We start from the raw sequence: 26,520 nt of genomic DNA on the forward strand, positions 1-26,520 counted from the left end.
ACTCACCCGTCCACGACGTCGACGCACTTTTCGGCGCTCGACGGTCCCGTCGTTCCCTGGCGGTAGACGCGCACGGTGATGCACACCGTCTCCCCGGGCGATGCGGCGACAACGAATTGGGTCGAGGTCTGGAAGCTCTCGCTCCCGTCACGAACCTGGATCTGATAGCGGTCCTGCGGCTCGAGTCCCGGATCGGCCCAGCTGAACTCCACCGTTCCCGCGGACTGGCTCGCCTGCACGTCGCGCACCGTGGGGATGTCGCTGTCGCCGAGCGCGCTGAGCAGCACCGCGAGCGCCGCGACGCCGAGCGCGATCGCGAGTCCCGCGCTCGTGACGAGCAACCAGGTCAGCGACTTGGGCTGCGGCGGTGCGGCATTTCGCACATCGGAGGCACCCGAGGACGCGGGCCGCGACGACGGTGGCGCCTCGCTCACCGCGGTGCCCTGTCCCCGACGCCGCCGCTGACTCCGGGTCATCGGAAGCGCGCTCGCGACGGGCCGCAACTGGGTGCGCTCCTCGAAATCGGAGATGGTGCCGAGCGCCCAGTCATCGCGAGCCAACTCGACCGTCGTCTGCGCGACGCCGAGTTCGCTCTCGATCACTTGGAGTTCACGCGCCAACTCGAGTACGCTCGCCTGCCGGAGGGCGGGGTCGCGCGACATCGATCGTCGCAGGACGCGCTCCAGCGATGCGGGAACGTCCGGGCGTCCGATCGGCTGCGGCTTCGCGCGCGTGATGCGCGACATGAGTTCGCTCGCGCTGTTATCGGCGCCCTCAACCTCGAACGGCGAGCGCCCCGCGAGCAGCGAGTACACGGTGGCGCCGAGCGACCACACCTCGGAGGCGACCGAACCGGGCACCTCGTCGAGCAGCACCTCGGGCGCCGACCAGGGAATCGACAGACCGACGGACTCCTCCTGTCGCGCGCCGGCGAGCGTCGAGGCGATCCCGAAGTCCGACAGCACCGGATGCCCGTACGCGGTCGTCAGGATGTTGGAGGGCTTGATGTCGCGATGCAGGACACCCGCCCGGTGGGCGGTCTCGATCGCACTGCCGATCTTGATCGCGACGCGAAGCACCTCGGCGACCGGGATGCTCTCGCTGCGGTAGCGGGTCGCCAGACTCGGCGAACACAGCTCCATCACGAGGTACGGTCGCCCATCCGCCGACACGCTCGCCTCGTACACGGTCAGGATCGCCGGATGCGCGCTCAGCCGCGCCATCAGGTTCGCCTCGGCCTGGAACATCTGTCGGACCTGGTCGTTGACGATTTCGCGCAGCATGACCTTGACGGCGACTTGCCGACGCGGCATATTCTGCTCATACAGGAACACATCGGCGAAGCCGCCCGACCCGAGCACGTGAAGGTAGGAGAATCCGGGCAGGATCGGAGGCGGTGAAGGCAGTCGTCGTGCCACGGTCACCCCCCTCGGCTGTCGAATGGTCGGTTCATTCTAGGGTCGCTCGTCGCGCGTCACCCCTGTTCAGCCCCCGAACTGGGGCGCGAAGTGGTACTGGGCTTCCGCGCCTGCCGGCGACCCCGCGCGGGGCTCTTCACCACATCGAGCACGATCACGGTGACGTTGTCGCGACCCCCCGCCTGAAGGGCGAGAGCAACGAGCGTCTCCGCCGTTTCGGCGGGTGCCGCCCGCTCAGCCAGGACCTGCGCGAGCCGCTCATCGTCGACCTCGCGGGTGAGTCCGTCGGAGCAGATCAGGATGCGCAAGCCGTTTCGCAGCGGTACGCCCCAGAGGTCGGGACGCGGGGTTTCGTGAAAGCCGAGCGCGCGCGTGATGACGTTGCTTTCGGGGTGGCTCTCGGCGGACGCGGCGTCGATCATCCCCGCGTCGACGAGCTCTTGCACGACGCTGTGGTCGACCGTGATGCGCTCCATCCGGTCCTCCGCGAAGGCGTAAACCCGGCTGTCTCCGATGTTGAACACCAGCAGTCCCGGGGTCTCCTCGAACAGCGCGAGCGCGACGCCCGTCACGGTCGTGCCCGCGCCCGCGGTGTACTCCTCGGCGATCACATCGATGTCGGAGACGGCGAGCCGAAGCGCGGCATCCAGTTCACTGACCTCGAGGAAGGTGTTCGACGTCGCTTCGGCCAGGCGCGACACGGCTGCCGCGCTCGCGCGGTCCCCGGCCGAGTGTCCGCCCATTCCGTCCGCGACGGCGAACACCGGCGGTTCGGCGAGCACCGAGTCCTCGTTGAGCTGGCGGCGGTGGCCGATGTCGGTGCGCGCGGCCCAGGACAGCACGAACGGCGATCCCGACCGACCGGGAACGGTGAAGCGGCGCTCGACCGCATCCGATCCGCGCTGGATCATGAGCCCGCTCCGTTCGACGCGGCCGGAGTGCCGGCGTGCGGCCCCGCCACGACGCGCAACAGGTTGCCGTCGCCGACATCGATGATCGTGCCCGGCACCACGACCGCCGAGTCGCCACCGAGGAGCACCTGCGGAGCGGCCCCCGGCGGAACGACCGTCGTGCCGTTGGTCGAGCGCAGATCACTCACCACGACCGTGTTGCCGATCCGACGGAACTCCAGGTGCGTCGACGAGACTTCGCGCGTCGGCGAATGAAGCGGGACCAGCCGCGGGACCGGGCCCACGTAGATTCGCGGCGTGCTCGGGCGCCGACCGAGGATGACCGTCGTATCCAGCGCGACCTCGGCCCCGGTGGGAAGCACCAGCTGCAACACCGCGGGATGCGGCTCGCGGTCACGGCTGACCTCGCGCGCGAGATCGGCGCTCAACCCTCCCGGCGACGCGCCCGCCCACGATGCCACCGGCCCGGAGACCGCCACCGTGTCGTCGAGCCGCTCGCGCTCGGTGAGTTCAGCGGGACTCAACTCGCGCGGCGGCACGGCAACGGTGTCGTCGATCGAGTCGGAGGTCACTCCCCCATTGTCTCGCGTTCCGACCCGCTCGCCGACGCCGCGCGGCGCGTCGGCGTTACTCGCCGATAAACGACATCACGTGCTTGATGCGGGTGTAGTCCTCGAAGCCATACATCGAGAGATCCTTGCCATATCCGGAGTGCTTGAACCCTCCGTGCGGCATCTCGGCGACCAGCGGAATGTGGGTGTTGATCCACACGCAACCGAAGTCGAGGTGCTTCGCGAAGCGCATCGCGCGCGCGTGGTCGCGCGTCCACACGCTCGAGGCGAGCCCGTACTGCACGTCGTTGGCCCAGCCGAGCGCCTGCGCCTCGTCGGTGAACTTCTGCACCGTGATGACCGGGCCGAAGATCTCCGTCTGGATCACGTCGTCCTTCTGGCGGAGGTTCGAGACCACGGTCGGCTCGATGAAGTACCCCGCCGAGTCCTGGCGCGTTCCGCCGGTCTCCACCTGCGCGTGCGAGGGCAGAGCCGAGATCATCCCCATGACGCGCTCCAACTGCGTCGCATTGTTGACCGGCCCGTAGAAGGTGGAGGCGTCCGACGGCATCCCGGTCGCGACGTTCTCCTTGACGTAGGCGACCATCGCCGCGACGAAGGCGTCGTGCACCTTCTCGTGAACGAGGACGCGGGTGGCCGCCGTGCAGTCCTGGCCCGCGTTGAAGTAGCCGGCGATCGCGATTCCCTCGACCGCCTTGTCGATGTCGGCGTCGTCGAAGACGATCACGGGGGCCTTGCCGCCGAGTTCCAGGTGAACGCGCTTGAGGTCGGAGGACGCGGCCTTGGCCACCTCCATGCCCGCTCGCACGGAGCCGGTGATCGACACCATCTGCGGTGTCGGGTGCTCGATCATGCGCGCGCCGGTCGTGCGGTCGCCGGTGATGACGTTGAAGACACCAGCCGGGAGGAACTCGGCCGCGACCTCGGCGAACAGGAGGGTCGACTGCGGGGTGGTGTCGGAGGGCTTCAACACGGTGGTGTTGCCGGCGGCGATCGCGGGCGCGACCTTCCAGACGGCCATGTTGAGCGGGTAGTTCCACGGCGTGACCTGGCCGATCACCCCGATCGGCTCGCGGCGAATCCAGCTGGTGTGGTCCTTCATGTACTCGGCGCTCGCGCGGCCCTCGAGGTTGCGCGCCGCCCCCGCGAAGAAACGGAGCTGGTCGACCGAGAGCAGGATCTCGTCTTCGACGAGGCTGGCGCGCGGCTTGCCGGTGTCCTGGCTCTCCAGATCGGCGAACTCCTCCGCGCGCTGCTCCATCGCGTCGGCGATTCGGAAGAGCGCGAGCTGACGCTCACCGGGGGTCGACTCGCCCCACTCGTCGAACGCGGTCGCCGCGGCGGCGAAAGCCGCATCGACGGCGGCGGCGTCCGAGACGGGCGACTGCGCATAGCCGCTACCGGTCGCCGGATCGATCACGTCGAAGCTGCTGTCTCCCGTCGCGTCGACGTACTCGCCGTTGATGAAGTTCTTCAGAGTCCGCTCAGCCATGCCCTCACCTTACTTCGAGATGTATTCGTAGGATACTGCGGATTTCAGCACTTTCGCGGCTGGATATCTACGGATTCGCTTGTGAAGGTCGCCCGGCACTGAGAGAATCGACGCATGTCCGCCCGCCAGAAGCCCCCCGCGCTTGACGCCGTCTCGAAGGGCATCATCGAACAGCTTCAGGAGGACGGTCGCCGGTCCTACGCCGAGATCGGCAAGGCTGTCGGACTCAGCGAGGCCGCCGTGCGCCAGCGCGTGCAGAAGCTCAGCGATGCCGGCGTGATGCAGGTCGTCGCGGTCACCGACCCGATGCAGCTCGGCTTCGCCCGCCAGGCCATGATCGGCGTGCGGGTGACCGGCGACACCACGGTCGTCGCCGACGCGCTCGGGGAGATTCCGGAGATCGACTACGTCGTGTTGACGGCCGGCAGCTTCGACGTGCTGGCCGAACTCGTCTGCGAGGACGACGACACGCTCATCACGATTCTCAACCAGCGCATCCGCAACATCCCCGGGGTGTTGTCGACCGAGACCTTCGTCTATCTCAAGCTGCACAAGCAGCACTACAACTGGGGCACCCGCTAGAAAGAGGCTCTCATGAGCACGACCATTCCCACCCCGACCGCGATCGATGATGCGGCGCTGCAGCAGAAGGCGAAAGACCACCTCTGGATGCACTTCTCGCGCCAGTCGGTGCTCGAAGAGCACGGCGCGCCCATCATCGTGAAGGGTGAAGGGCACCACATCTTCGACAGCCACGGCCGCCGCTACTTCGACGGTCTCTCCGGGTTGTTCGTCGTCAACGCGGGGCACGGTCGCCGTCGTCTCGCCGAGACCGCGGCGCGCCAGGCGGAAGAGCTGGCCTTCTTCCCGATCTGGTCCTACGCGCATCCGGCGGCCATCGAACTCGCCGATCGTCTCGCCGACCACGCGCCCGGCGACCTCAACCGCGTCTTCTTCTCCACCGGCGGCGGTGAGGCCGTCGAAACCGCCTTCAAGCTCGCCAAGTACTACTGGAAGCTGCAGGGCCGCCCCACCAAGCACAAGGTCATTTCGCGCGCCGTCGCCTACCACGGCACCCCGCAGGGGGCGCTCGCGATCACCGGCATCCCGGCGATGAAGGAGATGTTCGAACCCGTCACGCCGGGGGGCTTCCGCGTGCCCAACACGAACTTCTACCGGGCCGCCGAGATGGGCGCCCCGGCCGACGACCTGGAGAAGTTCGGCATCTGGGCCGCCGACCGCATCGAGGAGATGATTCAGTTCGAGGGGCCGGAAACGGTCGCCGCGGTCTTCTTGGAACCGGTGCAGAACTCCGGCGGATGCTTCCCGCCGCCGCCCGGATACTTCCAGCGCGTTCGGGAGATCTGCGACCGCTACGACGTGCTGCTCGTCGCCGACGAGGTCATCACGGGCTTCGGGCGAATCGGGTCAATGTTCGCCTCCACCCACTACGGATTCCAGCCCGACATGATCACCTGCGCCAAGGGCATGACAAGCGGCTACTCGCCGATCGGCGCGACGATCGTCTCGGATCGCCTCTACGAGCCCTTCCGCCACGGCACGACGGCGTTCTATCACGGCTACACCTTCGGCGGGCACCCGGTCTCGGCCGCGGTCGCCCTGGAGAACCTCGCCATCTTCGAGGAGGAGAAGCTCATCGAGAACGTGCGCGAGAACTCGCCGGTGTTCCGCGCCACGCTCGAGAAGCTGCTCGACCTTCCGCTCGTCGGCGACGTGCGCGGCGACGGGTACTTCTTCGGGATCGAACTCGTCAAGGACAAGGCCACGCGCGAGACCTTCAACGACGCGGAGTCCGAACGGCTGCTGCGCGGGTTCTTGTCGAAGGCGCTGTTCGAGGCGGGGCTCTACTGCCGCGCCGATGACCGCGGCGACCCGGTGATCCAACTCGCGCCGCCGCTGACGATCGGACCCGCCGAGTTCGACGAGATCGAACAGATCCTGCGCTCGGTGCTGACCGAAGCCACCTCGCACCTGTAACACCGCGACGTCGTCGTGACCGCGTACCGCGAGCTGTCGTTCTGGCACGATTCGCTTGACGACGATGACCTCGTCGCGCGCGCGTCGCTTCCGGGCGACGCCGAGGTCGATGTGGCGATCGTCGGGGCCGGGCTCACCGGACTCTGGACGGCCTGGTATCTGCTGGATCGCGATCCGGGGCTTCGGATCACGATCCTGGAGAAGGAGATCGCCGGCTTCGGCGCGAGCGGGCGCAATGGCGGCTGGTGCAGCGCCCTGTTCCCGCGCTCGACGGCGTCGCTCGAGCGCACGCACGGTCGCGAGGCCGCACTGGCGATGCGACGCGCCATGATCGACACGATCGACGAGGTCGGCGAGGTCACCGAGCGCGCCGGAATCGCGTGCGACTTCCGGCGCGGCGGCACGGTCGCCTTCGCCCGTTCGGCCGTGCAACTCGACGCGGCCCGCGCCGAGGTCGACGAGGCCCGCGCGTTCGGTGTCGACCAACTGGAGCTGTGGGGACCCTCCCGCGTGCGCGCCGCCGGCGCCCTCGGAGCGTCGTACGATCCGGCGTGCGCTCGGCTGCATCCGGCGAAGCTGGTGCGCGGTCTCGCGCGCGCCGTGGAGAGCCGAGGGGCGCAGCTCGCCGAGCACACCGAGGTGCTCGAGATCGCGCCGGGTCGCGTCACGACCGCGCACGGAACGGTGCGCGCCGAGCGTGTCGTTCAGGCGACGGAAGGATACGGGGCGGGGTTGGCGTCGACGCACCGACGGATCCTGCCGCTGTATTCGTTGATGGTGGCGACCGAGCCGCTGGCGGCGGATGTGTGGGAGGAGATCGGCCTCGCGCACGGCCAGACCTTCAGCGACTACCGCCACCTGCTGATCTACGGCCAGCGCACGGCCGACGATCGGATCGCGTTCGGCGGCCGGGGCGCGCGGTATCACTTCGGCAGCGCGATCCGCCCCGACTACGATCGGGTTCCGCACGTCTTCGAGCACCTGCGACGCGCCCTCGTCGACCTGTTCCCCGTGCTCGAGGGCACCCGGATCACGCATCGCTGGGGTGGTCCGCTCGGGGTTCCGCGCGATTGGCACGCGCGCGTGAACTTCTCACCGGCGACCGGTCTCGCAAGCGCCGGCGGCTACGTCGGCGACGGACTCTCGACGACCAACCTGGCCGGGCGCACGCTCGCCGATCTGCTCACCGGGCACGCGTCCGAACTCACGCGCCTGCCGTGGGTGGGGCACACTGCGCGCGACTGGGAGCCGGAGCCGTGGCGCTTTCTGGGCGCCAACGCGGGCCTGCTGGCGATGCAGGCCGCCGATGCCGAGGAACGGCTCACGCAGCGGCGCTCGATCATCGCGCGCGCGATGGGCCCGCTCGTCGGTCACTGATTTTTTTCTGGGCTCGGGAATATCCCTGTCGTCCTGTTGTTTTAGGTGACATGACAACTACTCTTGCCGCCCACCCGCAGTACCGCGTGGGCACCTGGACCCTCGACCCGACCCACTCGACGATCAGCTTCAGCGTGAAGCATCTCGCCATCAGCAAGGTGCGCGGCACCTTCGACACCTTCGACGTGACCGTCACCACGGCCGACGACCCGAACGACAGCCGCATCGAGGCGACCATCGACATCGCCTCCGTCAACACCGGACAGCCCCAGCGCGACGCGCACCTGCAGTCCAGTGACTTCTTCCTCGTCGCCGAGCACCCCACGGCGACCTTCGTCTCGACCTCCCTCGAGGCGGACGGCGACAACTTCACCCTCACGGGCGACCTCACGCTGCGCGGAGTCACGAAGCAGATCGTGCTCGCCGGCGAATTCGGAGGCGTCCTGACCGACGGCTACGGCCAGACCAAGGCGGGCGCGAGCGCCACCACCACGATCAACCGTCACGACTTCGGCGTCAACTGGAACGCCGCGCTCGAAGCCGGCGGCCTCACCCTCGGCGACGACGTCGCGATCACGATCGAGCTCCAGGTCGTGCGTCAGCCGTAGCGCTCACGTGGGGCGGGGAGGCATCCCCGCTCCACGTTCCCTGGGAGTCGACCGCACGGCCGACGCACGCGTTAGCGTGAAGCATGGCTTCGACTCCTGAGACCGACTCGACCGTCCGGACGCGCGGACGCTCGGTGCTCGCGCTCATCCTGTTCTTGGTGATCTCCTTCGCCGTCGCCGCCTTCGGCGGGCTGTCCACCGCGGGCAACGTCGACGGCTGGTACGCGGAGGCGGCGCAGCCCGCGTGGACTCCCCCGAATGTCGTGTTCGGGCCGGTCTGGACGGTGCTCTACACGCTCATGTCGGTCGCCGCCTGGCTCGTCTGGCGCACCCCCGACTCCGCAGCACGCGGCCGCGCGCTGCGGCTCTATGTCGCACAGTTGGCCGTCAACGCAATCTGGACGCCCGTGTTCTTTGGGCTGGAACCGTTCCTCGGCGCGCCGGCGCTGTGGATCGCGCTCGTCATCATCGTCGTGCTCGACGTGCTCGTGATCGCCACGATCGTGCGATTCGCTCCGCTGTCGCGGCTGGCCGCCGCCGCCCTCGTGCCCTACGCGCTCTGGGCGCTGTACGCGACCACGCTCAACGCGGGTCTCGCGGTGTTGAACTCGTAGCCGCCGCCAGTCCTACTCGCCGCGAGCCGCGGCATCCCCGAGCGGGAAGAGCGCGCCGATCTCGGCGAGCTCGGCCTCGCTCGCCCGCCACCCCGATCCGGCCGCCGCATTGGTGCGGATCTGCTCGGGCGACGTCGCGCCGGCGATGACGCTCGAGACGACCCCACGACCGAGGAACCAGCCGAACGTCGCCTCCAGCAGCGAGATCTCGCGCTCGGCCGCGAAGCGCTCGAACGCCTCGATCGCGTCCCAGGGCGCCTCGTCGGCGATGTGCGGGCGCTGACGCGAGATGCGCGTGTCGGCGGGCCGCTCGGTGCGCGTGAACTTGCCCGTGAACAGGCCGTTGGCGAGCGGAAAGAAGGGCAGGAATCCGATACCGACGTCCTCACTCGCGGGAAGCACCTCGCGCTCGACCTCGCGCGCCAACAGGTTGTACTCGTTCTGGGCGCTGACGAACGGCGCGACGCCGAGGCGTGTCGCGGCGTCCGCCGCCGCCCTGATCTGCGTCGCGTCGAAGTTCGAGTGCCCGAAGGCGGCGATCTTACCCTCCGTGACGAGTTCATCGAGCGCCGCGATCGTCTCCTCGATCGGCGTTGACGGGTCGGGCGTGTGCTGCTGGTACAGATCGATGCGTTCGATCCCGAGCCGGGTGAGCGATCCCTCCACGGCGGCGCGCAGGTAGCTGCGCGATCCCGGTGCGCTGTCGCCCGCGAGGGCGGGGGCGAACTGCGCATGCCCGAACTTGCTCGCGATCACGAGCTCGCCCTCGCGCCCGGCGAGCGCCTGGCCGAGCAGCGTTTCGCTCAATCCGAACTCGGCACCGTAGATGTCGGCGGTGTCGAACAGCGTCACCCCGGCACCGATCGCGGCATCGATGACCGCGCGCACGCCGTCGAGCGTCGCGGTGCGGGTTCCGGCGCGGCCGAGGTTGTTGCAGCCGAGACCAATCGTGGAAACGAGGGGGCCGCGGGTACCGAGTCGACGAGATTCCATAGCGGAAGCCTACGGCGACGCCTCCTCCCCCGCCCGCGCAGGAGTCCCGGCCACACGGTGTCCGATTTCCGCGCGTTGCGGCCGGGATCGCTGGCTACGCTCGAACCATGTCAGCCACGGATGCCCTCCCGCACTCACTGCGACGCCTCGATTCGCCGCTCGGTCGCATCGAACTCCTCGGCGACGGTGCCGCCGTCACCTCGTTGTCGATCGAGTGCCGCGGCGCACTGCCGCACGACGACCTTCCGGAGTCGAGCGACGCCGTCCTCGACCGTGCCGCGACGCAACTCGCCGAGTACTTCGCCGGAACCCGCCACGCCTTCGATGTCCCCGTGTCGCTGGCGGGCACCGAGTTCCAGCGCGCCGTCTGGGAACAGCTCGTCGCGCTCGAGTGGGGTGAAGTCATCTCCTACGGAGAGCTTGGTCAGGCCACCGGCCGCGCCACCGCGGGCCGCGCCGTCGGCGGCGCGGTGGGCGCCAATCCGGTGCCGATCATCGTGCCGTGCCACCGCGTGCTCGCCGGCAGCGGCAAGATCACCGGCTACAGCGGCGGCGACGGCGTGCCGACGAAGTCCTGGCTCTTGGAGCACGAAGGCATCCCGTACTCGCTGCCCGCGAGTCGCCTCCCGTGACAGCGCTGCGGGTCGGCGCCGACGGTCTCGCACGGTGCGCGTGGGTCGGCACCGATGCCGAGTACGCGCGGTATCACGACGAGGAGTGGGGCGTGCCGCTGCACGGCGACCGCCCGCTGTTCGAAAAGCTCAGCCTCGAAGGGTTTCAGGCGGGGCTGTCCTGGATCACCATCCTGCGCCGCCGCCCCACCTTCCGCGCGGCGTTCGCGGGTTTTGAGATCGACGCCGTCGCGGCATTCGACGCCGCCGACGTCGAACGACTCATGGCCGACACCGGCATCATCCGCAATCGCGCCAAGATCGAGGCAACCATCTCCAACGCGAAAATCGTCGCCGAGCTCACCGCGTCCGACCCCGGCGCACTCGACCGACTCATCTGGAGCTTCGCCCCGGAGTCCTCGCCGCGCCGCTCTGCGCTCGACGAGGTTCCCGCGACAACGCCTGAGTCGGTCGCGGCAAGTCGGGCGCTCAAGAAGCTCGGCCTCCGATTCGTCGGGCCGACGACGCTCTACGCTCTCATGCAGTCAGCGGGACTCGTCGACGACCACGTCGACGGCTGCTGGCGGGCCGCACGCCCGACGGCCCACAGCTAGGCCGCCGCGCGGTGCTCGGCGATCAGCACCAGTTCGCCCGCATCGCCCGCCTCAAGCCGAACGCCCGCGTCACGCGCCCAGTCCAGCAGATCGCTCTCGTCCTCCGGCCACGAGGGGCCAGCCAGCAGTGCCCGGGCGAGTGCGCCCTTGCCCGCCTTATTGAAGTGGTTGAGGGCACGGCGACGGCCGTCCTCGCCTTCCGCGACCACGCGCAGAAAACGTGAGCCCGCGGGCGCCGGACCGAGCGCCGCGTAGGCCTCGGAACGGGCATCCAGCACGAAACCGCCGGCCGCACGTTCCGCGAGCGCGGCAGCCGCCTCATCCGCCCAATGCCGTCGGAGCGCGAGGCCCGGCAGCTTCGAGTCGGCCGAAAGCCGATATGCCGGGATCGCATCCAGGGCGCCGACCAGCCCGAACAGCGCGGAGCCGATCAGCACCGACTCCCCCGCCCGACGGCGGGCCTCCGCGGAGAGCGTCGCGGCGTCGAGCGCGTCGAAGAGCACGCCGTCGAATCGGTCGAGTGCCGGCATCGTCGCCGAGCGCTCCACATCGCGGTTCACCTCGATGAGCGCCAGCTGCGTCGCGCCCAGCTTGAGCGCCCGGCGCGCGGCAGCGTCGTCGGCGCAGAGCTCGCGCAGCGCCGAAAGCGCCGCCCGACGAGGAGCGCCGAGGCTCGGGAAGCTCAGACCGTCGAGCTCGAGCCGCGTCCCCACGACACCCCCCGGGCGCTTAGTCTCGGAGGGAGGGAGAAGGAGAATCACGCCCCGTCACCCCACCGCGAACCGGAGCGCGGCAGCGACATTCACCTCGAGCGGCTGCACCGAGTCGAGCCGGAGCCTCGGGACCTCGGCGCTCGGCCCGGCCCACGGCTCCCACTCGTCGAGGCTCTGCTCGACCGCGTGCCAACTCGGTTCGGCCAGGTGGGCGAGTTCACGATTGCGCGTCTCGAGACGCTCACGGTGAACCTCGGGGTCCGAGCAGAACACCTCGATGAAGCGCGTGCGACGTTCGCCGTGGCGCTCGGCGAGGCGCACCCACTGCAGTCGCGCCGGTTCCACCGCGTTCACCGCATCGATGATCACGCCCGCCGCCGGCGAGCCGAGCACGGAGTCGGCGATGCGCTCGGCGACCAGGTAGGCAGCGAGGCCCGTCGGTTGACCGGCGTCGATTCCCGCCGAGAGGATCGCCGATTCGATCGGGTCCACCGAGACGACGGCGAGCCCCAGCTGGCGTCCCAGCTGCTCCGCGATCGTCGACTTCCCCGTGCCGGGGAGCCCGGCCATCACGATGAACATCCCGTTACCGACGGAGGCGGAGCACGCCGTGCTCCTGCCCGTTAGACGAGCTCGGCCGCACCGGCCACGATCGTGACCGTGTCGTTCTGCACCGATAGGAAGCCGTCGTCGGCTCGCGCCGTGACCGTCTCGCCGCCCGTCGTCGTAACGCGCACCTCGCCCTCGGCGAGCACGGCCAGAATCGGCTCGTGCCCGGCGAGGATGCCGATCTCCCCCTCGGTCGTGCGGGCGATGATCTGAGTCGCCTCGCCCGTCCAGAGGGCGCGATCCGCCGAAACGACGCTGACGTTGAGCGGCATGTTAGCCGTTCTCCTTCTGGATCTTGGCCCAGTTGGCTTCGACGTCCGAGATGCCGCCGACGTTGAAGAAGGCCTGCTCGGCGACGTGGTCGAAGTCACCGCGGACGATCGCATCGAAGGACTCGATGGTCTCCTTGAGCGGGACGGTCGAACCCTCGACACCGGTGAACTTCTTCGCCATGTAGGTGTTCTGCGAGAGGAACTGCTGGATGCGGCGGGCGCGCGAGACGGTGATCTTGTCTTCTTCGCTCAGCTCGTCCACACCCAGGATCGCGATGATCTCCTGGAGTTCCTTGTTCTTCTGCAGAATCGCCTTGACGCTCGTCGCGACGCGGTAGTGGTCCTCGCCCAAGTAGCGCGGGTCCATGATGCGGCTGGACGACGACAACGGGTCGACGGCCGGGTACAGGCCCTTCGACGCGATCTCACGGCTGAGCTCGGTCGTCGCGTCGAGGTGCGCGAAGGTGGTGGCCGGCGCCGGGTCGGTGTAGTCGTCGGCGGGGACGTAGATCGCCTGCAGCGAGGTGATCGAGTGACCACGCGTCGAGGTGATGCGCTCCTGGAGGATACCCATCTCGTCGGCGAGGTTCGGCTGGTAGCCGACCGCGCTCGGCATGCGGCCGAGCAGCGTCGAGACCTCGGAACCGGCCTGCGTGAAGCGGAAGATGTTGTCGATGAACAGCAGCACGTCCTGCTTCTGCACGTCACGGAAGTACTCCGCCATCGTGAGCGCCGACAGCGCGACCCGGAGACGCGTTCCCGGCGGCTCGTCCATCTGGCCGAACACGAGCGCCGTCTTGTCGAAGACGCCCGCCTCCTCCATCTCGTGGATGAGGTCGTTGCCCTCACGGGTGCGCTCACCGACACCGGCGAACACCGACACACCACCGTGGTCCTGCGCGACGCGCTGGATCATCTCCTGGATGAGAACGGTCTTGCCGACACCGGCTCCACCGAAGAGGCCGATCTTTCCACCCTGAACGTACGGGGTGAGGAGGTCGATGACCTTGATGCCGGTCTCGAACAGCTGCGTCTTCGACTCGAGCTGGTCGAATGCCGGGGGCTTGCGGTGGATCGGCCAGCGTTCGGTGATCTCGAGCTTCTCGCCGGGTTCGGCGTTGAGCACCTCACCCATCACGTTGAAGACCTTGCCCTTGGTGACGTCACCGACGGGCACCGAGATCGGCGCGCCGGTGTCGGCAACCGCCTGACCGCGGACGACGCCGTCAGTCGGCTTGAGCGCGATCGCGCGCACCAGGTCGTCGCCGAGGTGCTGCGCGACCTCGAGGTTCAACACCGTCGTCACCCCGTCGATGGTGATCTCGGTCTTGAGGGCGTTGTAGATCCCCGGGATCGCGTCGTGCGGGAACTCGATGTCAACGACCGGGCCGGTGACGCGTGCGACGCGCCCGATTCCGGCGGGAGCCGAGGCCTCAGCCTGGGACTTCTTGGCGGTTGCAGTGGGAGGAGTCATCTCTTCTGTCTTCTCTCGTGGGGAATTACTTCGCCGAGCTCAAAGCGTCGGCGCCGCCGACGATCTCGGAGATCTGTTGGGTGATCTCGGCCTGACGCGCGTTGTTCGCCAGCCGGGTGTAGTCGCGGATGAGCTTGTCCGCGTTGTCGGACGCGGACTTCATCGCCTTCTGCGTCGCCGCGTGCTTGCTGGCCGCGGATTGCAGGAGCGCGTTGAAGATGCGGCTCTCGATGTAGACGGGCAGGAGCGCGTCGAGCACAGTGTCGGCCTCGGGCTCGAACTCGTAGAGCGGGAGCACCTCGGTCTCCGGCTCTTCGACGCCTTCGACGACCTCGAGCGGGAGCAGACGCACGACCTCGGGGGTCTGCGTCAGCATCGAGACGAAGCGGTTGTAGACAATGTGGATCTCGTCCACCCCGCCCTCCGCGGACGGCTGAACGAACTTCTCGACGATCGCCGCACCGATCTCTTGCGCGGTCGCAAAGCTCGGGCTGTCGGTGTCACCGATCCACTCGCGTTCGAAGGCGCGCTTGCGGAACTTGAAGTACCCGACGGCACGGCGGCCGACGATGTAGTAGACGACCTCCTTGCCCTGCTCGCGCAGGAGCGACGTCAGCTCTTCCGCTTCGCGCAGGACGTTCGCGTTGAACGCGCCGGCGAGTCCGCGGTCGGAGGCGAACACGACGATGGCGGCGCGCTCGATCTTCTCCGGCTCGGTGGTGAGGACGTGATCCACGTTCGAGTAGGTCGCCACGGCCGAGACGGCGCGCGTCACGGCGCGCGCATACGGTGCCGAGGCGGCCACCCGCTGCTGCGCCTTCTGAATGCGGCTGGCCGCAATCAGCTCCATGGCACGGGTGATCTTCTTGGTCGTCTGGGCAGAACGAATCTTCTGCCGGTAGACCCGAAGTTGGGCTCCCATGTCGTTACTTCCTACTCGTCAATGGTGATCGTGTGAGAATCGTCGGTCACAGCTCAGCGCTTCGACTTGACGATCTTCTCCTGGTTGACGTCTTCGACCTCGATCGCCTCGAACTCCTCGTGGCCGGGCGAGCTCAGCGTGCGGCCGTCACCGGTCTGGAAGCCGAGCGAGAACGCGTCGACCTCCTTCTCGAGGGTCGCCAGCGTCTCGTCGTCGAGCACGTTCGTCTCGCGCAGCGTGTCGAGCACCTTGGTGTTGCGCTTGAGGTGGTCGAGCAGTTCGCTCTCGAAACGGAGCACATCTTCGACGGGCACCTTGTCGAGCTTGCCGTTGGTGCCGGCCCAGATCGAGACGACCTGCTCCTCCACCGGGTACGGCGAGTACTGCGGCTGACGCAGCAGCTCGGTCAGACGCGCACCGCGGTCGAGCTGGCGACGGCTGGCCGCATCCAGGTCGGAGGCGAACATCGCGAACGCCTCGAGCGAGCGGTACTGCGCGAGCTCGAGCTTCAGCGTTCCCGAGACCTTCTTGATGCTCTTGACCTGCGCGTCACCACCGACACGCGAGACCGAGATACCGACGTCAACGGCCGGTCGCTGGTTCGAGTTGAAGAGATCGGACTGCAGGAAGATCTGGCCGTCGGTGATCGAGATCACGTTGGTCGGAATGTAGGCCGAAACGTCATTCGCCTTAGTCTCGATGATCGGCAGACCGGTCATCGAGCCGGCGCCGAGCTCGTCCGAGAGCTTCGCGCAACGCTCGAGCAGACGCGAGTGCAGGTAGAAGACGTCGCCCGGGTAGGCCTCGCGTCCCGGCGGACGACGCAGCAGCAGCGAGACGGCGCGGTAGGCCTCGGCCTGCTTCGACAGGTCGTCGAAGATGATCAGGACGTGCTTGCCGCCGTACATCCTGTGCTGACCGATCGCCGAACCGGTGTAGGGGGCGAGGTACTTGAAGCCCGCGGCGTCGGAGGCCGGAGCCGCGACGATCGTGGTGTACTCCATCGCGCCCGCGTCCTCGAGCGCGCCCTTGACGGCGGCGATCGTGGAACCCTTCTGGCCGATGGCGACGTAGATGCAGCGGACCTGCTTGTTCTCGTCGCCCGAATCCCAGTTGGCCTTCTGGTTGATGATCGTGTCGATCGCGATCGCGGTCTTACCGGTCTGGCGGTCGCCGATGATGAGCTGGCGCTGGCCGCGGCCGATCGGGATCATGGCATCGATCGCCTTGATGCCGGTCTGCATCGGCTCGTGCACGCTCTTGCGCTGCATGACGCCGGGTGCCTGAAGCTCGAGGGCACGACGACCGTCGGCCTTGATGTCGCCGAGGCCGTCGATCGGGGCGCCGAGCGGGTCGACCACGCGGCCGAGGAAGGCGTCGCCCACCGGGACCGAGAGGACCTCACCCGTGCGGGTGACCTCCATGCCTTCGACGATGCCGGTGAACTCACCGAGCACGATGACACCGATTTCGCTCTCGTCGAGGTTCAGCGCGAGCCCGAGGGTGCCGTCCGCGAAGCGGAGAAGCTCGTTCGCCATCGCGCCGGGGAGGCCCTCGACGTGCGCGATGCCATCGCCCGCGTCGATGACCGTGCCGACCTCAGTCGTGGCCGAGGCGGCCGGCTGGTATCCCGCGACGAAATCTTTGAGCGCGTCGCGGATCTCATCGGGGCTGATGGTGATGTCTGCCATGTGAATGCCTATTCGTGTGAGTGGGCTAGTGCCGCTGTATCTGAGGCCGGGTCAGCCGGCAAGCTGGAGTCGGAGGTCCGCGAGGCGGGATGCGATGGTGCCGTCGACGACCTCGTCGCCGACCTGCACGCGGAGCCCGCCGAGGACTCGGTCGTCGATCACGACGTTGAGGATCGGCTCGCGGTGGTAGCGGGCCGTCAGCGTCTGAACGAGCTTCTTTTCGTGCGCCGCGCTCAACGGTGCCGCCGAGGTCACCGTGGCGACGAGGCGACCGTTGGCGTCGGCGACGAGATCGGCGGCGGAGCGCAGCAGTTCGCCGATCCGGCGACCGCGCGGGCTCTGCACCAGGTGTCGCACGATCGCGGCGGTTGCCGGGCTGACCGAGGCGCCGAGAAGACGGTCGACGAGCGTCGCCTTCTGCGTCGTGTCGCCGAGCGTGCTGCCGATCGCCAACTCGAGTTCGGCGTCGCTCGACACCGCCCGCTCGACCTCGAAGAGCTCACGCTCGACCGAGACCTTCGCGCCCGCCGCGTGAGCGATCGCCCGGATGCCGATCTCTTCGACACCGTCGAGGAACTCGGCGCGGTTCGACCAGCGCGAGCTCGCGAGCGCCGCCAGCAGCGACGATGCGGTGGCATCGAGCGCTCCGAAGATCGACGCGATCAAGGCCGACTTCTCGGACGCCTCCACGGCGGGATCGGCGAGCACGGCGCGCAGCTGCGCCGAGCTCTCGATCGCACGCCCCGCGGAGAGCAGCTGCTCTCCGCTGGTGAGGGTGACGCCCTTCCGCGCGGCGAGGTCCTGCTTCGCCGCCTCGAGGGCGGTCCGAGTCGCCGAGCCCATTACTTGCTCGCCTTCTCGAGGTCAGCCAGGAAGCGGTCGACGACGCCGGCCGACTTCTTGTCGTCGCTGAGGTTCTCGCCGATGACACCGGACGCGAGGTCCAGTGCGAGCGAGCCGACCTCGGCGCGCAGCGAGACGAGAGCCGACTGACGCTCGGCCTCGATCTGCACCTGCGCGTTGGCGGTGATGCGCGCGGCCTCGGCGCTCGCCTGCTCCTTGAGCTCCGCGAGGATCTGCGCGCCTTCGGCACGCGCCTTGTCGCGGATCTGCGCGGCCTCGGCACGGGCTTCAGCAAGCTGCGCGTTGTACTCGTCGAGTGCGGCCGAGGCGCTGGCCTGGGCCTCCTCGGCGCGCTTGATGCCGCCCTCGATCGCGTCCTTGCGCTCGTCGAGCGTCTTGTTGACCGCCGGCAGCACCTTCCAGAAGAAGAACGCCAGCAGAACAACGAAGACGACGAGCGACCAGAAGACGTCGTAGAACTCCGGGAAGAGGAGCGAGAACTCGGTCTCGGTTTCCTCTTCGGCGGCCAGGAATGCGTTCAGCATTCCGCCTCCTTAGGTTTCGGGGTGACTACGGGAACGGGATGAAGCCGACGGCGATCGCGACGAAGGCGAGCGCCTCGGTGAATGCGATACCGAGGAACATCAGACCGGTCAGACGGCCCTGGAGTTCGGGCTGACGCGCGACCGACTCGACGGTCTTGCCGACGACGATGCCGACGCCGATGGCCGGGCCGATGGTCGCGACGCCGAAGGCGAGCGGGGCGATTTGACCAGTAACTTCAGCGAGGTTCACGGTTTTTCCTTTCGGTGGAGAGTGTTCTCGGCGGGTGCCGGAACGATTAGTGCTCGTCGGCCAGCGAGAGCTGGATGTAGACGGCGGCGAGGAAGGTGAAGACGTAGGCCTGGAGGACGGCGACGAGGATCTCGAACAGCGTGAAGATGAAGCCGAACGCGAGGGTGCCGATGCCGAGGAAGCCGAGGAGGTTGCCCTCGGCGAGGACGGTGAAGAAGAAGAAGTGCGTCGCCGAGAAGCAGAGCACGAGCAGCATGTGGCCCGCGACCATGTTCATCATAAGACGCAAGGTGAGCGTCACCGGGCGCAGGATGAAGGTCGACAAGAACTCCATGATCGCCACGAGCGGCAGCACGATGGCGGGAACGCCCGCCGGGAACAGCGCGCTCTTGAAGAAGTTGAGGCCGTGCTTCTTGATGCCCGCGTAGATGAACATCACGTAGGCGATGACCGCGAGCACGAGCGGGAGGCCGATGACCGAGGACCCGGCGATGTTGAGGCCGGGGATGATGCCGGTGAGGTTCAGACCCAGGATCAGGAAGAACATCGCCATCAGGATCGGCATGAAACGCTTGCCGTCCTTCTCGCCGAGCGTCTCGATCACGATGTTCTGACGCACGAAGCCGATCGCCATCTCGGTGGCGACCTGGCCGCGACCGGGGACGACGCTCATCTTGCGAGTGCCAAGCCAGAACAGAAGCATGAGAACGGCCACGACGAGCAGCCGGATGATCATGATCCGGTTCAGCTCAAAAGGCGTGCCGGCGAAGAGGACCGCGTCGGGGAAGAAATCCGCGAGGGTCGGACCGTGGAAACCACCGTCACCCGTTTCGTCATCAGTGGCGAACGGGAGGAGGGAGGCGAGGGCGGAAGCTAGCAGTGCTTTCTCCTGCTTCGGGGCGTGCGGTGACGCGGGCGAATTAGGGGGAAGGTTCGATTTACCTTATCAACATTTTGGACAGGTCACGGACGCTCGTCGTCGCCCTCGCCCGGCAGGACCACGTCGCTCACGTACGGAACACGCGAACGCTGGAAGGCGAGCACGTCGACGACCAGCGACCCCAACACCGCGACGATGACGCTGCCGAAGAACACGTACGGGTCGAGCCAGTCCTGGGTGCGGAGCCAGATCGCCGCGATCAGGAACGCCACGAGCTTGAGAACCCAGGCGCCGAGCACCACGCCGAAGAACAGCGGGCTGCCCGGATCCCCGGTGGTCAGGCGCGCGGCGAGCAGAATACTCGCCGCGGTGACACCCATGAACAGCGCTGCGAGCGCCGCCCCGAGCACGCCTCCCCAGAGCCCCGGCATGCCGAACACCAGCAGGCCGATCGTTCCTCCCAGCACCGCCACCGCGATCGCAAGGATCGCGCCGTAGCGCAGGGCACGGGTCAAAATCGGGGCAACGCTCATCAGGATTCCTCTCGGTGGAGCCGACGGTAGGCGTCGAGCGCCTCGGGGTCGTCGGCAATGTCTTCGGGCGCGTCTTCGGCGGCCGCATCCAGCGGGTCGAAGCGGTCGAGGGGGTCGGTGTCGGGGCCGTCCTCCGCGAGCTGCGCCGCGGCCTCAAGTCGTTTGCGACGGCTGAGAGGGGCCAGCGTCACAAGAGTGCAGATCGCGAGCGCCGCGAGCGTGAAGATCAGCGGCCACCACCAGTCGGCGATCACCAGGAACAGGAAGCAGCCGACCGAGGCGGATGCGGTCCAGCCGTACAGGATCAGGACGGCGTGGAAGTGCGAGTGCCCCATGTCGAGCAGCCGATGATGCAGGTGCTGACGGTCGGCCGAGAAGGGCGACTTCCCCGCGCGAAGCCGGCGGATCACCGCGAGGCCGAAGTCGAGCAAGGGGATCACGAGCACCGCGAACGGCAGGAGGATCGGGATGAAGGCGGGCAGCAGCCCGCTCGCGCCGAGCAACTGGTTGCTGTCGACGGCTCCCTGGCCGGTGATCCGTGCCGGGTCGATCGTGCCGGTGACGGCCAACGCGGAGGTCGCCATCAAGAGCCCCACGAGCATGGAACCGGCGTCGCCCATGAACATCTTCGCCGGATGCCAGTTCAGTGGCAGGAATCCCAGGCACGCGCCGATCAGAACGGCGCTGACGAGCGAGGCGAGGTTGAAGTAGTCGCTCTGCTCCGTCGGCCCGTAGGTGATGACGTAGGTGTAGATGAAGAAGACGCCGTTGGCGATGATCGCGACCCCGGCGACGAGACCATCGAGACCGTCCACGAAGTTGACCGCGTTCATGACCAGCACGACCGTGAAGACGCTGATGACGAGCGACATCGTCGGCGAGATGAGGGCGAGCGTGCCGCCGGGGATCGGGATGGCCCCGAGCTGAACGCCCTGCCAGGCGAGCACGAAGGCGGCGATGAACTGCCCGGCGAGCTTGGTGAGCCAGTCCAGATCCCAGACATCGTCCGCGACACCGAGCACGACGATGATCGACGCCGCACCGATGACCGCGAGGATCTTGCCGGGCTCGGCGTAGACGAGCGAGAGCGGCGGAAGCAACGCGCCGATTCCGAACGCGATCACGACCCCGAGGAACATGGCGATTCCGCCGAGCCGTGGCGTCGGGCGGGTGTGCACGTCCCGCTCACGGACCTTCGGGTAGAGCCGGTGCTTGAGGCTCAGCCGATAGATGGCGATCGCCAGCACGAAGGTCACGATCGCCGCGATCAGGGCGACCGCGACGTAGAAGATTATGCGCATCGTTCGGCCCCGACCACCCGAATGATCTCGGCGTCGGGAATGACCCCATGTCGCACAATGCGCAGCTTGCCCTCGGGGTGCTCGAGCGCGGTGGCATCGACGATCGTCGACCCCGAGCGCGGGTCGGCGCTGGGGTACGCAGAGCCGACGGGGCCCGCGTCGAGGTACACCGCGACGCGCTCCCCCAGCATCCGCTCCGCCTCCTCGGCGGTCGTCGCGGCGGGCTCCCCGGTCAGGTTCGCACTCGACACGGCGAGCGGCCCCGTCTCCGAGAGCAGTTCGAGGGCGATCGGGTCGCTGGGCTGGCGCAGTGCCACGGTGCCGCGCGTCTCACCGAGATCCCAGTCGAGGCTCGCGCGCGCCCGCAGGATCACCGTGAGCCCCCCGGGCCAGAATTCTTCGACGAGCCGGCGCACCTCGGTCGGCACGACCTCGGCCAGCGCATCGAGGGTCGGAATGCCCGGCACCAGCACGGGCGGCGGTGAGGTGCGATCGCGCCCCTTCGCCTCCAGCAGCGCCTCGACCGCGTCGGGTGAGAAGGCATCCGCCGCCACCCCGTAGACGGTGTCGGTGGGGATGACAACGAGTTCGCCTCGCCCGAGCGCCGCCCGAGAAAGCCGCATCCCCGTCAGCAGTTTGGACGGGACCGAAGTGTCGTAGCGCGCCATGTCGGGTCCATGTTATCGGCGCGCGGCCGAAGGCGAGGTGCGAGAGGATGGGAGAGCCATGACCCTTCTCTTTGTCTTCGACATGGACGACGTCCTCTACGACTACGACTGGCGACGCCGAATGGAGGGTCTCGTCGAGCTCACCGGGGTGCCCTTCGCGGAGCTGCGTCGCCGCTGGTGGCACGAGGACGGGGAATTCGCGGCCGAGGCCGGCGGGTTCGCGGACGCCGACGCCTACCATCGCGCGGCCCTCGCGGCGTTCGGCGCCGAGGTCAGCGTCGAGGACTGGATCGCCAATCGCCGCAGCGCGATGACGCCCTTCCCCGACTCCTTCGCCGCCGTGGCCCGGGCGCGCGAACTCGGCGCGGTGAGCCTGCTCACCAACAACGGTCCACTCGCGCACGCGCACCTTGCCACGCTCGCGCACGAGCTGGTCGAGCTCTTCGAGCCGGACGACCTGCGCACCTCGAGCTTCTACGGTGCGCGGAAACCCGATCCGGTCGTGTTCGAGCGGATGCTCGACAGCTACGGCGCCGACCCGCGGAACGTGTTCTTCACCGATGATCTTCCGGAGAACGTCGCGAGCGCCGCGGGTCTCGGGATCACGGCGCACCAGTTCACGCATCCCGCGGGGCTCCGCGCCGCGATCGACGACTTCGCCCGCTCTCGCGGCTGACCCGCCGCCGGGCTAGCGCGTGGCGGTGGTGGCGCGATCGCGCCCCAGCAGGTCGCTCGCCGGGAGGGGCGGCTGGCATCTCGGTCTCCGAACGCTAGTTCGGACGATCGACAACGACATCCACGAGTCGTGGCTGAACTCGCGGAATCTCCGACTTTGCGCGAGTGGGGCGGGGCGCCGCCGGGCTAGCGCGTGGCGGTGGTGGCGCGATCGCGCCCCAGCAGGTCGCGGTGCGTCATCGTCGTGCGCCAGCCGTCGGCCTCCAACAGTGCGCGCACGGCGGGGCCCTGCTGCTCGGCGTGCTCCAGCACGAGCGCACCACCGGGGCGAAGCCACACGAACGCGCGCCGCGAGATGACCCGCACAAGGTCGAGCCCGTCCGCTCCCCCGAACAACGCCATCTCCGGGTCGTGCAGACGCACCTCGGGGTCGCGCGGAATCGCGCCCTGCGGGATGTACGGCGGGTTCGACACGACAAGGTCGAATGCCTCGGATGCCTCCGGCAGCACGTCGGCGAGGTCGCCGAAGACGAGCCGGAGGTTGTCGCCCGCCAACTCGCGTGCGTTCTGTTTGGCCCAGATGAACGCGGCCGGTGACGCCTCCACGGCCACGACACTCGCGTACGGAACTTCGGTTGCCACGGCGATCGCGATCGCTCCGCTGCCGGTGCCGAGATCCAGCGCGCGCGGCGCGGGATGCGGCACTTCCAGAAGCGCGTCGATCGCGAGCTGCGCGGCCAGTTCGGTCTCGGGCCGCGGCACGAACACGCCCGGACCGACGGCGAGTTCGAGATGACGGAACGGTGCCCGGCCGGTGATGTGCTGCAGCGGTTCGCGAGCGGCGCGGCGCTCGACCGCCGTCGCGACCGCAAGGTAATCCTCGAGGCCCAGCACGGCCCCGCCGATCGCACGGGCCTGCACCTGACCCCGCGAGATCGACATGACGTGCCCGATCAGCAGCTCAGCGTCGACCTCGGGATTCGGCACGCCCGCCGCGGCGAGGGTGCCGACGGCCCAGTCGCGCACGGCGTCGACGGCGCGCGTCGGCGCCGTGCCGGACGATGCCACGGGTTCGCTCCTCACCGAGGTCGGCACGACTACGACTCGTCGCCGAGAGCGGCCAGTCGGGCCTCTTCGTCGGCGCGGATGCACGACTCGACCACCGGCTCAAGCGCCCCGTTCAGCACGGCGTCGAGGTTGTAGGCCTTGTAGCCGGTGCGGTGATCGGCGATGCGGTTCTCGGGGAAGTTGTAGGTGCGGATGCGTTCGGAGCGATCCATCCCGCGGATCTGGCTGCGCCGCGCGTCGCTCGCGATCGCGTCGAGCTCCTCCTGCTGCTTCGCGAGCAGACGAGCGCGAAGCACGCGCATTCCCGCTTCGCGGTTCTGCAACTGGCTTTTCTCGTTCTGCATGCTCACGACGATTCCGGTCGGCACGTGCGTGATGCGCACCGCCGAGTCGGTCGTGTTGACGCTCTGGCCGCCGGGGCCCGAGGAGCGGAAGACGTCGATTTTGAGATCGTTGGGGTTGATCTCGACCTCTTCGGGCTCGTCGACTTCGGGGAAGACGAGCACGCCCGTCGTCGAGGTGTGGATGCGGCCCTGCGACTCGGTCGCGGGCACGCGCTGGACGCGGTGCACCCCGCCCTCGTACTTCAGGTGCGCCCACACGCCCTGCGCGGGATCGCTCGAGCTGCCCTTGATGGCGAGTTGAACATCCTTGTAGCCGCCGAGATCGGACTCGGTGCGCTCCAGCAGTTCGGTCTTCCAGCCCTTGCTCTCGGCGTAGTGCACGTACATGCGCACGAGATCGGCCGCGAACAGGGCCGACTCTTCTCCGCCCTCGCCGCCCTTGATCTCCATGATCACATCGCGACCGTCGTCGGGGTCGCGCGGGATCAGCAGCCGGCGCAGCTTCTCGGCCGCGACCGGTAGCGCCTCTTCGAGGGCCGGGATCTCCTCGGCAAAGGTCGCATCCTCGGCCGCGAGTTCGCGCGCCGCGTCGAGGTCGTCGCTGAGCGTCTGCCACTCCGTGTGCGCCGCCACGATCCGGCTCAACTCGGCGTAGCGCCGGTTGACCTTCTTGGAGCGCGCCGGATCGGCGTGGAGCGCCGGGTCGGAGAGCTGCTGCTGCAGGTCCTCGTGCTCGGCGAGGAGCCCCGCGACGGACTCGAACACCGGTTACTCCTTGTGGCCGTTGGTGCCGTTCGGCAGCGACTTCTGGATCTGCACGAGGAACTCGGTGTTCGACTGCGTCTCCTTGAGCTTGCCCAGCACGACCTCGAGCTGCTGCTGCAGTTCGAGACCGGCGAGCGCGCGGCGCAGGCGCCAGGTGATCTTGACCTCTTCGGCCGAGAGCAGTTCCTCCTCGCGGCGGGTACTCGACGCGTAGATGTCGACCGCCGGGAAGATGCGCTTATCGGCGAGCTGACGCGAGAGGCGCAGCTCCATGTTGCCGGTGCCCTTGAACTCTTCGAAGATGACCTCGTCCATCTTGGATCCGGTCTCCACGAGCGCCGTCGCAAGGATGGTGAGCGAGCCGCCGCCCTCGATGTTGCGCGCCGCGCCGAAGAAGCGCTTCGGCGGGTAGAGCGCGCTGGCGTCGACGCCGCCGGAGAGGATGCGTCCGGAGGCCGGCGCGGCCAGGTTGTAGGCACGACCCAGTCGCGTGATCGAGTCGAGCAGCACGACGACATCGTTGTCGAGCTCGACGAGACGCTTGGCGCGCTCGATCGCGAGCTCGGCGACGGTGGTGTGGTCTTCCGCGGGGCGGTCGAAGGTCGAGGCGATGACCTCGCCCTTGACCGAACGCTGCATGTCGGTGACCTCTTCGGGGCGCTCGTCCACGAGCACCACCATGATGTGCACCTCGGGGTTGTTCACCGCGATGGCCTTGGCGATGGCCTGCAGGATGAGCGTCTTGCCCGCCTTCGGCGGGGCGACGATGAGGCCGCGCTGACCCTTGCCGATCGGCGCGATCAGGTCGACGATGCGCGTCGAGAGCTTCTCGGGCGTGGTCTCGAGGCGCAGGCGCTCGTTCGGGTAGATCGGGGTGAGCTTGCCGAACTCGACGCGGTCGGCCGCCGACTCGACGGTCAGCCCGTTGACCGAGTCGATCTTGACGATCGCGTTGTACTTCTGGCGCCCGCCCTGCTGGTCGCCGTCGCGCGGCTGGCGGATGGCGCCGACGACGGCGTCGCCCTTGCGCAGGTTGTACTTCTTGACCTGGCCGAGCGAGACGTAGACGTCGTTCGGGCCCGGGAGGTAGCCAGTGGTGCGCACGAAGGCGTAGTTGTCGAGCACGTCGAGGATGCCGGCGACGGGGATGAGCACGTCGTCGTCGCTGATCTCGGGCTCGTCGATGTCGTTCTGGCCGCCGCGTCCGCGCTTGCGGTCGCGGTAGCGTCCGCGGCCACGGCCTTCGCCGTCCGCCTGCGATCCGTCCTGGTTGTTCTGACCGCCCTGACCGCCCTGGCCGCCCTGGCCGCCCTGGCCGCCCTGCTTGCCGCCGTCGTTCGACTCGGCGGCGTTGCTGCCACCCTCGGCGGCGTTGTCGCCCCCGGAGCGGTTGCCGCCGTTGCGGCCACGACCGCGACCGCGACCGCGGTTCGACGATCCGCCCTCGGCGTTGTCGGACGGCTCGGTCGAGGCTTGGTCCTTCTCGGCGGCGGAGGTGTCCGAGGTCTTCTGGTCGTCGGTCGCCGCGGAGCCGGCGGCGTCCTTGGCCGCGCCCGCCTTCGACGACGAGCGGCGTGCGCCGCCCTTCTCGGTGCTGCCGTAGGTCTTCTCCGGCAGGAGCTTCTCGAGCTCGACACCGAGCTCGGCGGCCGCGACGTGACCACCGGTCGCGCGCACGGGCTCGGCCGTGACCTTGGAGGTGAGTTCGGCGGCGAGGCTGGCCGCTTCGGCGCTCGACGCGGAGGCGCGACGCGAACCG

Annotated in this window: 29 protein-coding genes; 8 read left to right on the top strand and 21 right to left on the bottom strand. The window is 68.4% G+C overall.

Translation table 11 applies throughout. The annotated features are described in order from the left end of the window. Positions 1-2: 2 nt before the first annotated feature. From QZ258_RS07885 to QZ258_RS07900, 4 genes are read right to left on the bottom strand one after another with little or no spacing between them, the layout of a single operon-like run. Positions 3-1,418: a serine/threonine-protein kinase gene (locus tag QZ258_RS07885; RefSeq protein WP_294180296.1), complete on the bottom strand. Its 1,416-nt coding sequence runs from the start codon at positions 1,416-1,418 to the stop codon at positions 3-5. 56 nt (positions 1,419-1,474) lie between these two features. Next, a complete protein-coding gene (locus QZ258_RS07890) occupies positions 1,475-2,329 on the bottom strand; it encodes a PP2C family serine/threonine-protein phosphatase (protein WP_294180298.1) in 855 nt (284 codons plus the stop codon). Then, entirely contained in the window at positions 2,326-2,901 is a 576-nt protein-coding gene (locus tag QZ258_RS07895) for an FHA domain-containing protein (RefSeq protein WP_294180299.1), read from the bottom strand. The genes QZ258_RS07890 and QZ258_RS07895 overlap by 4 nt, the downstream gene beginning before the upstream one ends. Positions 2,902-2,956: 55 nt before the next feature. Beyond that, a complete protein-coding gene (locus QZ258_RS07900) occupies positions 2,957-4,393 on the bottom strand; it encodes a gamma-aminobutyraldehyde dehydrogenase (protein WP_294180300.1) in 1,437 nt (478 codons plus the stop codon). 114 nt (positions 4,394-4,507) lie between these two features. On the opposite strand from QZ258_RS07900, the gene QZ258_RS07905 reads away from it, so the two are divergent. The 5 genes from QZ258_RS07905 to QZ258_RS07925 all read left to right on the top strand — a co-directional run bounded on the left by QZ258_RS07905 (position 4,508) and on the right by QZ258_RS07925 (position 8,990). Beyond that, on the top strand, positions 4,508-4,975 hold the full coding sequence (locus tag QZ258_RS07905) for an Lrp/AsnC family transcriptional regulator (protein ID WP_294180301.1): 468 nt from the start codon (positions 4,508-4,510) through the stop codon (positions 4,973-4,975). Between the two features lie 12 nt (positions 4,976-4,987). After that, positions 4,988-6,391 (top strand): aspartate aminotransferase family protein, encoded by a 1,404-nt coding sequence (locus QZ258_RS07910; protein WP_294180303.1) that lies wholly within the window; start codon positions 4,988-4,990, stop codon positions 6,389-6,391. 15 nt (positions 6,392-6,406) lie between these two features. Next, entirely contained in the window at positions 6,407-7,768 is a 1,362-nt protein-coding gene (locus QZ258_RS07915) for an FAD-binding oxidoreductase (RefSeq protein ID WP_294180305.1), read from the top strand. 50 nt (positions 7,769-7,818) lie between these two features. Then, positions 7,819-8,376 (top strand): YceI family protein, encoded by a 558-nt coding sequence (locus QZ258_RS07920; protein ID WP_294180307.1) that lies wholly within the window; start codon positions 7,819-7,821, stop codon positions 8,374-8,376. An 83-nt stretch (positions 8,377-8,459) separates the two neighbouring features. Then, positions 8,460-8,990 (top strand): TspO/MBR family protein, encoded by a 531-nt coding sequence (locus QZ258_RS07925; RefSeq protein ID WP_294180309.1) that lies wholly within the window; start codon positions 8,460-8,462, stop codon positions 8,988-8,990. Between the two features lie 12 nt (positions 8,991-9,002). Here the strand turns inward: QZ258_RS07925 and QZ258_RS07930 are convergent, their stop codons facing one another. After that, the gene (locus QZ258_RS07930; RefSeq protein ID WP_294180311.1) at positions 9,003-9,983 is read right to left on the bottom strand and encodes an aldo/keto reductase; all 981 of its coding nucleotides are present in this window, start codon (positions 9,981-9,983) and stop codon (positions 9,003-9,005) included. A 107-nt stretch (positions 9,984-10,090) separates the two neighbouring features. Between QZ258_RS07930 and QZ258_RS07935 the strand changes: the two genes are divergently transcribed. Further along, entirely contained in the window at positions 10,091-10,615 is a 525-nt protein-coding gene (locus tag QZ258_RS07935) for a methylated-DNA--[protein]-cysteine S-methyltransferase (RefSeq protein WP_294180313.1), read from the top strand. After that, complete coding sequence (locus tag QZ258_RS07940; RefSeq protein WP_294180315.1) at positions 10,612-11,208, top strand: DNA-3-methyladenine glycosylase I; 597 nt, start codon at positions 10,612-10,614, stop codon at positions 11,206-11,208. The genes QZ258_RS07935 and QZ258_RS07940 overlap by 4 nt, the downstream gene beginning before the upstream one ends. On the opposite strand, the gene yaaA is transcribed toward QZ258_RS07940, so the two are convergent. The 13 genes from yaaA to QZ258_RS08005 form a co-directional block, all read right to left on the bottom strand. Beyond that, positions 11,205-11,969, bottom strand: a complete 765-nt coding sequence (yaaA, locus tag QZ258_RS07945) for a YaaA family protein (protein WP_294180316.1) — start codon at positions 11,967-11,969, stop codon at positions 11,205-11,207. The genes QZ258_RS07940 and yaaA overlap by 4 nt on opposite strands. Positions 11,970-11,975: 6 nt before the next feature. Then, the gene (locus QZ258_RS07950) at positions 11,976-12,503 is read right to left on the bottom strand and encodes an ATP-binding protein (RefSeq protein WP_294180318.1); all 528 of its coding nucleotides are present in this window, start codon (positions 12,501-12,503) and stop codon (positions 11,976-11,978) included. A gap of 41 nt (positions 12,504-12,544) precedes the next feature. Continuing rightward, positions 12,545-12,802 carry a F0F1 ATP synthase subunit epsilon gene (locus QZ258_RS07955; protein ID WP_294180319.1) on the bottom strand — a complete coding sequence of 86 codons (258 nt, stop codon included), beginning with the start codon at positions 12,800-12,802 and terminating at the stop codon, positions 12,545-12,547. 1 nt (position 12,803) lies between these two features. Then, positions 12,804-14,276 carry a F0F1 ATP synthase subunit beta gene (gene atpD / locus QZ258_RS07960; protein WP_294180321.1) on the bottom strand — a complete coding sequence of 491 codons (1,473 nt, stop codon included), beginning with the start codon at positions 14,274-14,276 and terminating at the stop codon, positions 12,804-12,806. Positions 14,277-14,301: 25 nt separating this feature from the next. Beyond that, positions 14,302-15,198: a F0F1 ATP synthase subunit gamma gene (locus QZ258_RS07965; RefSeq protein WP_294180323.1), complete on the bottom strand. Its 897-nt coding sequence runs from the start codon at positions 15,196-15,198 to the stop codon at positions 14,302-14,304. A gap of 53 nt (positions 15,199-15,251) precedes the next feature. Continuing rightward, positions 15,252-16,889 carry a F0F1 ATP synthase subunit alpha gene (atpA, locus tag QZ258_RS07970; protein WP_294180328.1) on the bottom strand — a complete coding sequence of 546 codons (1,638 nt, stop codon included), beginning with the start codon at positions 16,887-16,889 and terminating at the stop codon, positions 15,252-15,254. A 51-nt stretch (positions 16,890-16,940) separates the two neighbouring features. After that, positions 16,941-17,732 carry a F0F1 ATP synthase subunit delta gene (locus QZ258_RS07975; RefSeq protein ID WP_294180330.1) on the bottom strand — a complete coding sequence of 264 codons (792 nt, stop codon included), beginning with the start codon at positions 17,730-17,732 and terminating at the stop codon, positions 16,941-16,943. Next, the gene (locus QZ258_RS07980; protein ID WP_294180336.1) at positions 17,732-18,277 is read right to left on the bottom strand and encodes a F0F1 ATP synthase subunit B; all 546 of its coding nucleotides are present in this window, start codon (positions 18,275-18,277) and stop codon (positions 17,732-17,734) included. The genes QZ258_RS07975 and QZ258_RS07980 overlap by 1 nt, the downstream gene beginning before the upstream one ends. Before the next feature lie 25 nt (positions 18,278-18,302). Next, the gene (atpE, locus tag QZ258_RS07985; protein WP_294180338.1) at positions 18,303-18,527 is read right to left on the bottom strand and encodes an ATP synthase F0 subunit C; all 225 of its coding nucleotides are present in this window, start codon (positions 18,525-18,527) and stop codon (positions 18,303-18,305) included. A 46-nt stretch (positions 18,528-18,573) separates the two neighbouring features. Next, a complete protein-coding gene (atpB, locus tag QZ258_RS07990; protein ID WP_294180353.1) occupies positions 18,574-19,407 on the bottom strand; it encodes a F0F1 ATP synthase subunit A in 834 nt (277 codons plus the stop codon). 83 nt (positions 19,408-19,490) lie between these two features. Further along, on the bottom strand, positions 19,491-19,940 hold the full coding sequence (locus QZ258_RS07995; RefSeq protein ID WP_294180340.1) for a hypothetical protein: 450 nt from the start codon (positions 19,938-19,940) through the stop codon (positions 19,491-19,493). Next, positions 19,940-21,235 carry an MraY family glycosyltransferase gene (locus QZ258_RS08000; protein ID WP_294180355.1) on the bottom strand — a complete coding sequence of 432 codons (1,296 nt, stop codon included), beginning with the start codon at positions 21,233-21,235 and terminating at the stop codon, positions 19,940-19,942. The genes QZ258_RS07995 and QZ258_RS08000 overlap by 1 nt, the downstream gene beginning before the upstream one ends. Further along, a complete protein-coding gene (locus QZ258_RS08005) occupies positions 21,232-21,909 on the bottom strand; it encodes an L-threonylcarbamoyladenylate synthase (protein WP_294180341.1) in 678 nt (225 codons plus the stop codon). Before QZ258_RS08005 ends, QZ258_RS08000 begins: the two co-directional genes overlap by 4 nt. 58 nt (positions 21,910-21,967) lie before the next feature. On the opposite strand from QZ258_RS08005, the gene QZ258_RS08010 reads away from it, so the two are divergent. Further along, positions 21,968-22,585 (top strand): HAD family hydrolase, encoded by a 618-nt coding sequence (locus QZ258_RS08010; RefSeq protein ID WP_294180343.1) that lies wholly within the window; start codon positions 21,968-21,970, stop codon positions 22,583-22,585. 185 nt (positions 22,586-22,770) lie between these two features. Here QZ258_RS08010 and prmC read toward each other — a convergent pair whose 3' ends face one another. The 3 genes from prmC to rho all read right to left on the bottom strand — a co-directional run. Beyond that, on the bottom strand, positions 22,771-23,610 hold the full coding sequence (prmC, locus tag QZ258_RS08015; RefSeq protein ID WP_294180358.1) for a peptide chain release factor N(5)-glutamine methyltransferase: 840 nt from the start codon (positions 23,608-23,610) through the stop codon (positions 22,771-22,773). Positions 23,611-23,681: 71 nt separating this feature from the next. Then, positions 23,682-24,761 carry a peptide chain release factor 1 gene (gene prfA / locus QZ258_RS08020; protein WP_294180347.1) on the bottom strand — a complete coding sequence of 360 codons (1,080 nt, stop codon included), beginning with the start codon at positions 24,759-24,761 and terminating at the stop codon, positions 23,682-23,684. Between the two features lie 3 nt (positions 24,762-24,764). Then, on the bottom strand, positions 24,765-26,520 hold a 1,756-nt coding region (gene rho / locus QZ258_RS08025), incomplete at its 5' end, for a transcription termination factor Rho (RefSeq protein WP_294180348.1).

The organism is uncultured Schumannella sp., from assembly GCF_905479755.1.
GTDB lineage: Bacteria > Actinomycetota > Actinomycetes > Actinomycetales > Microbacteriaceae > DCRR01.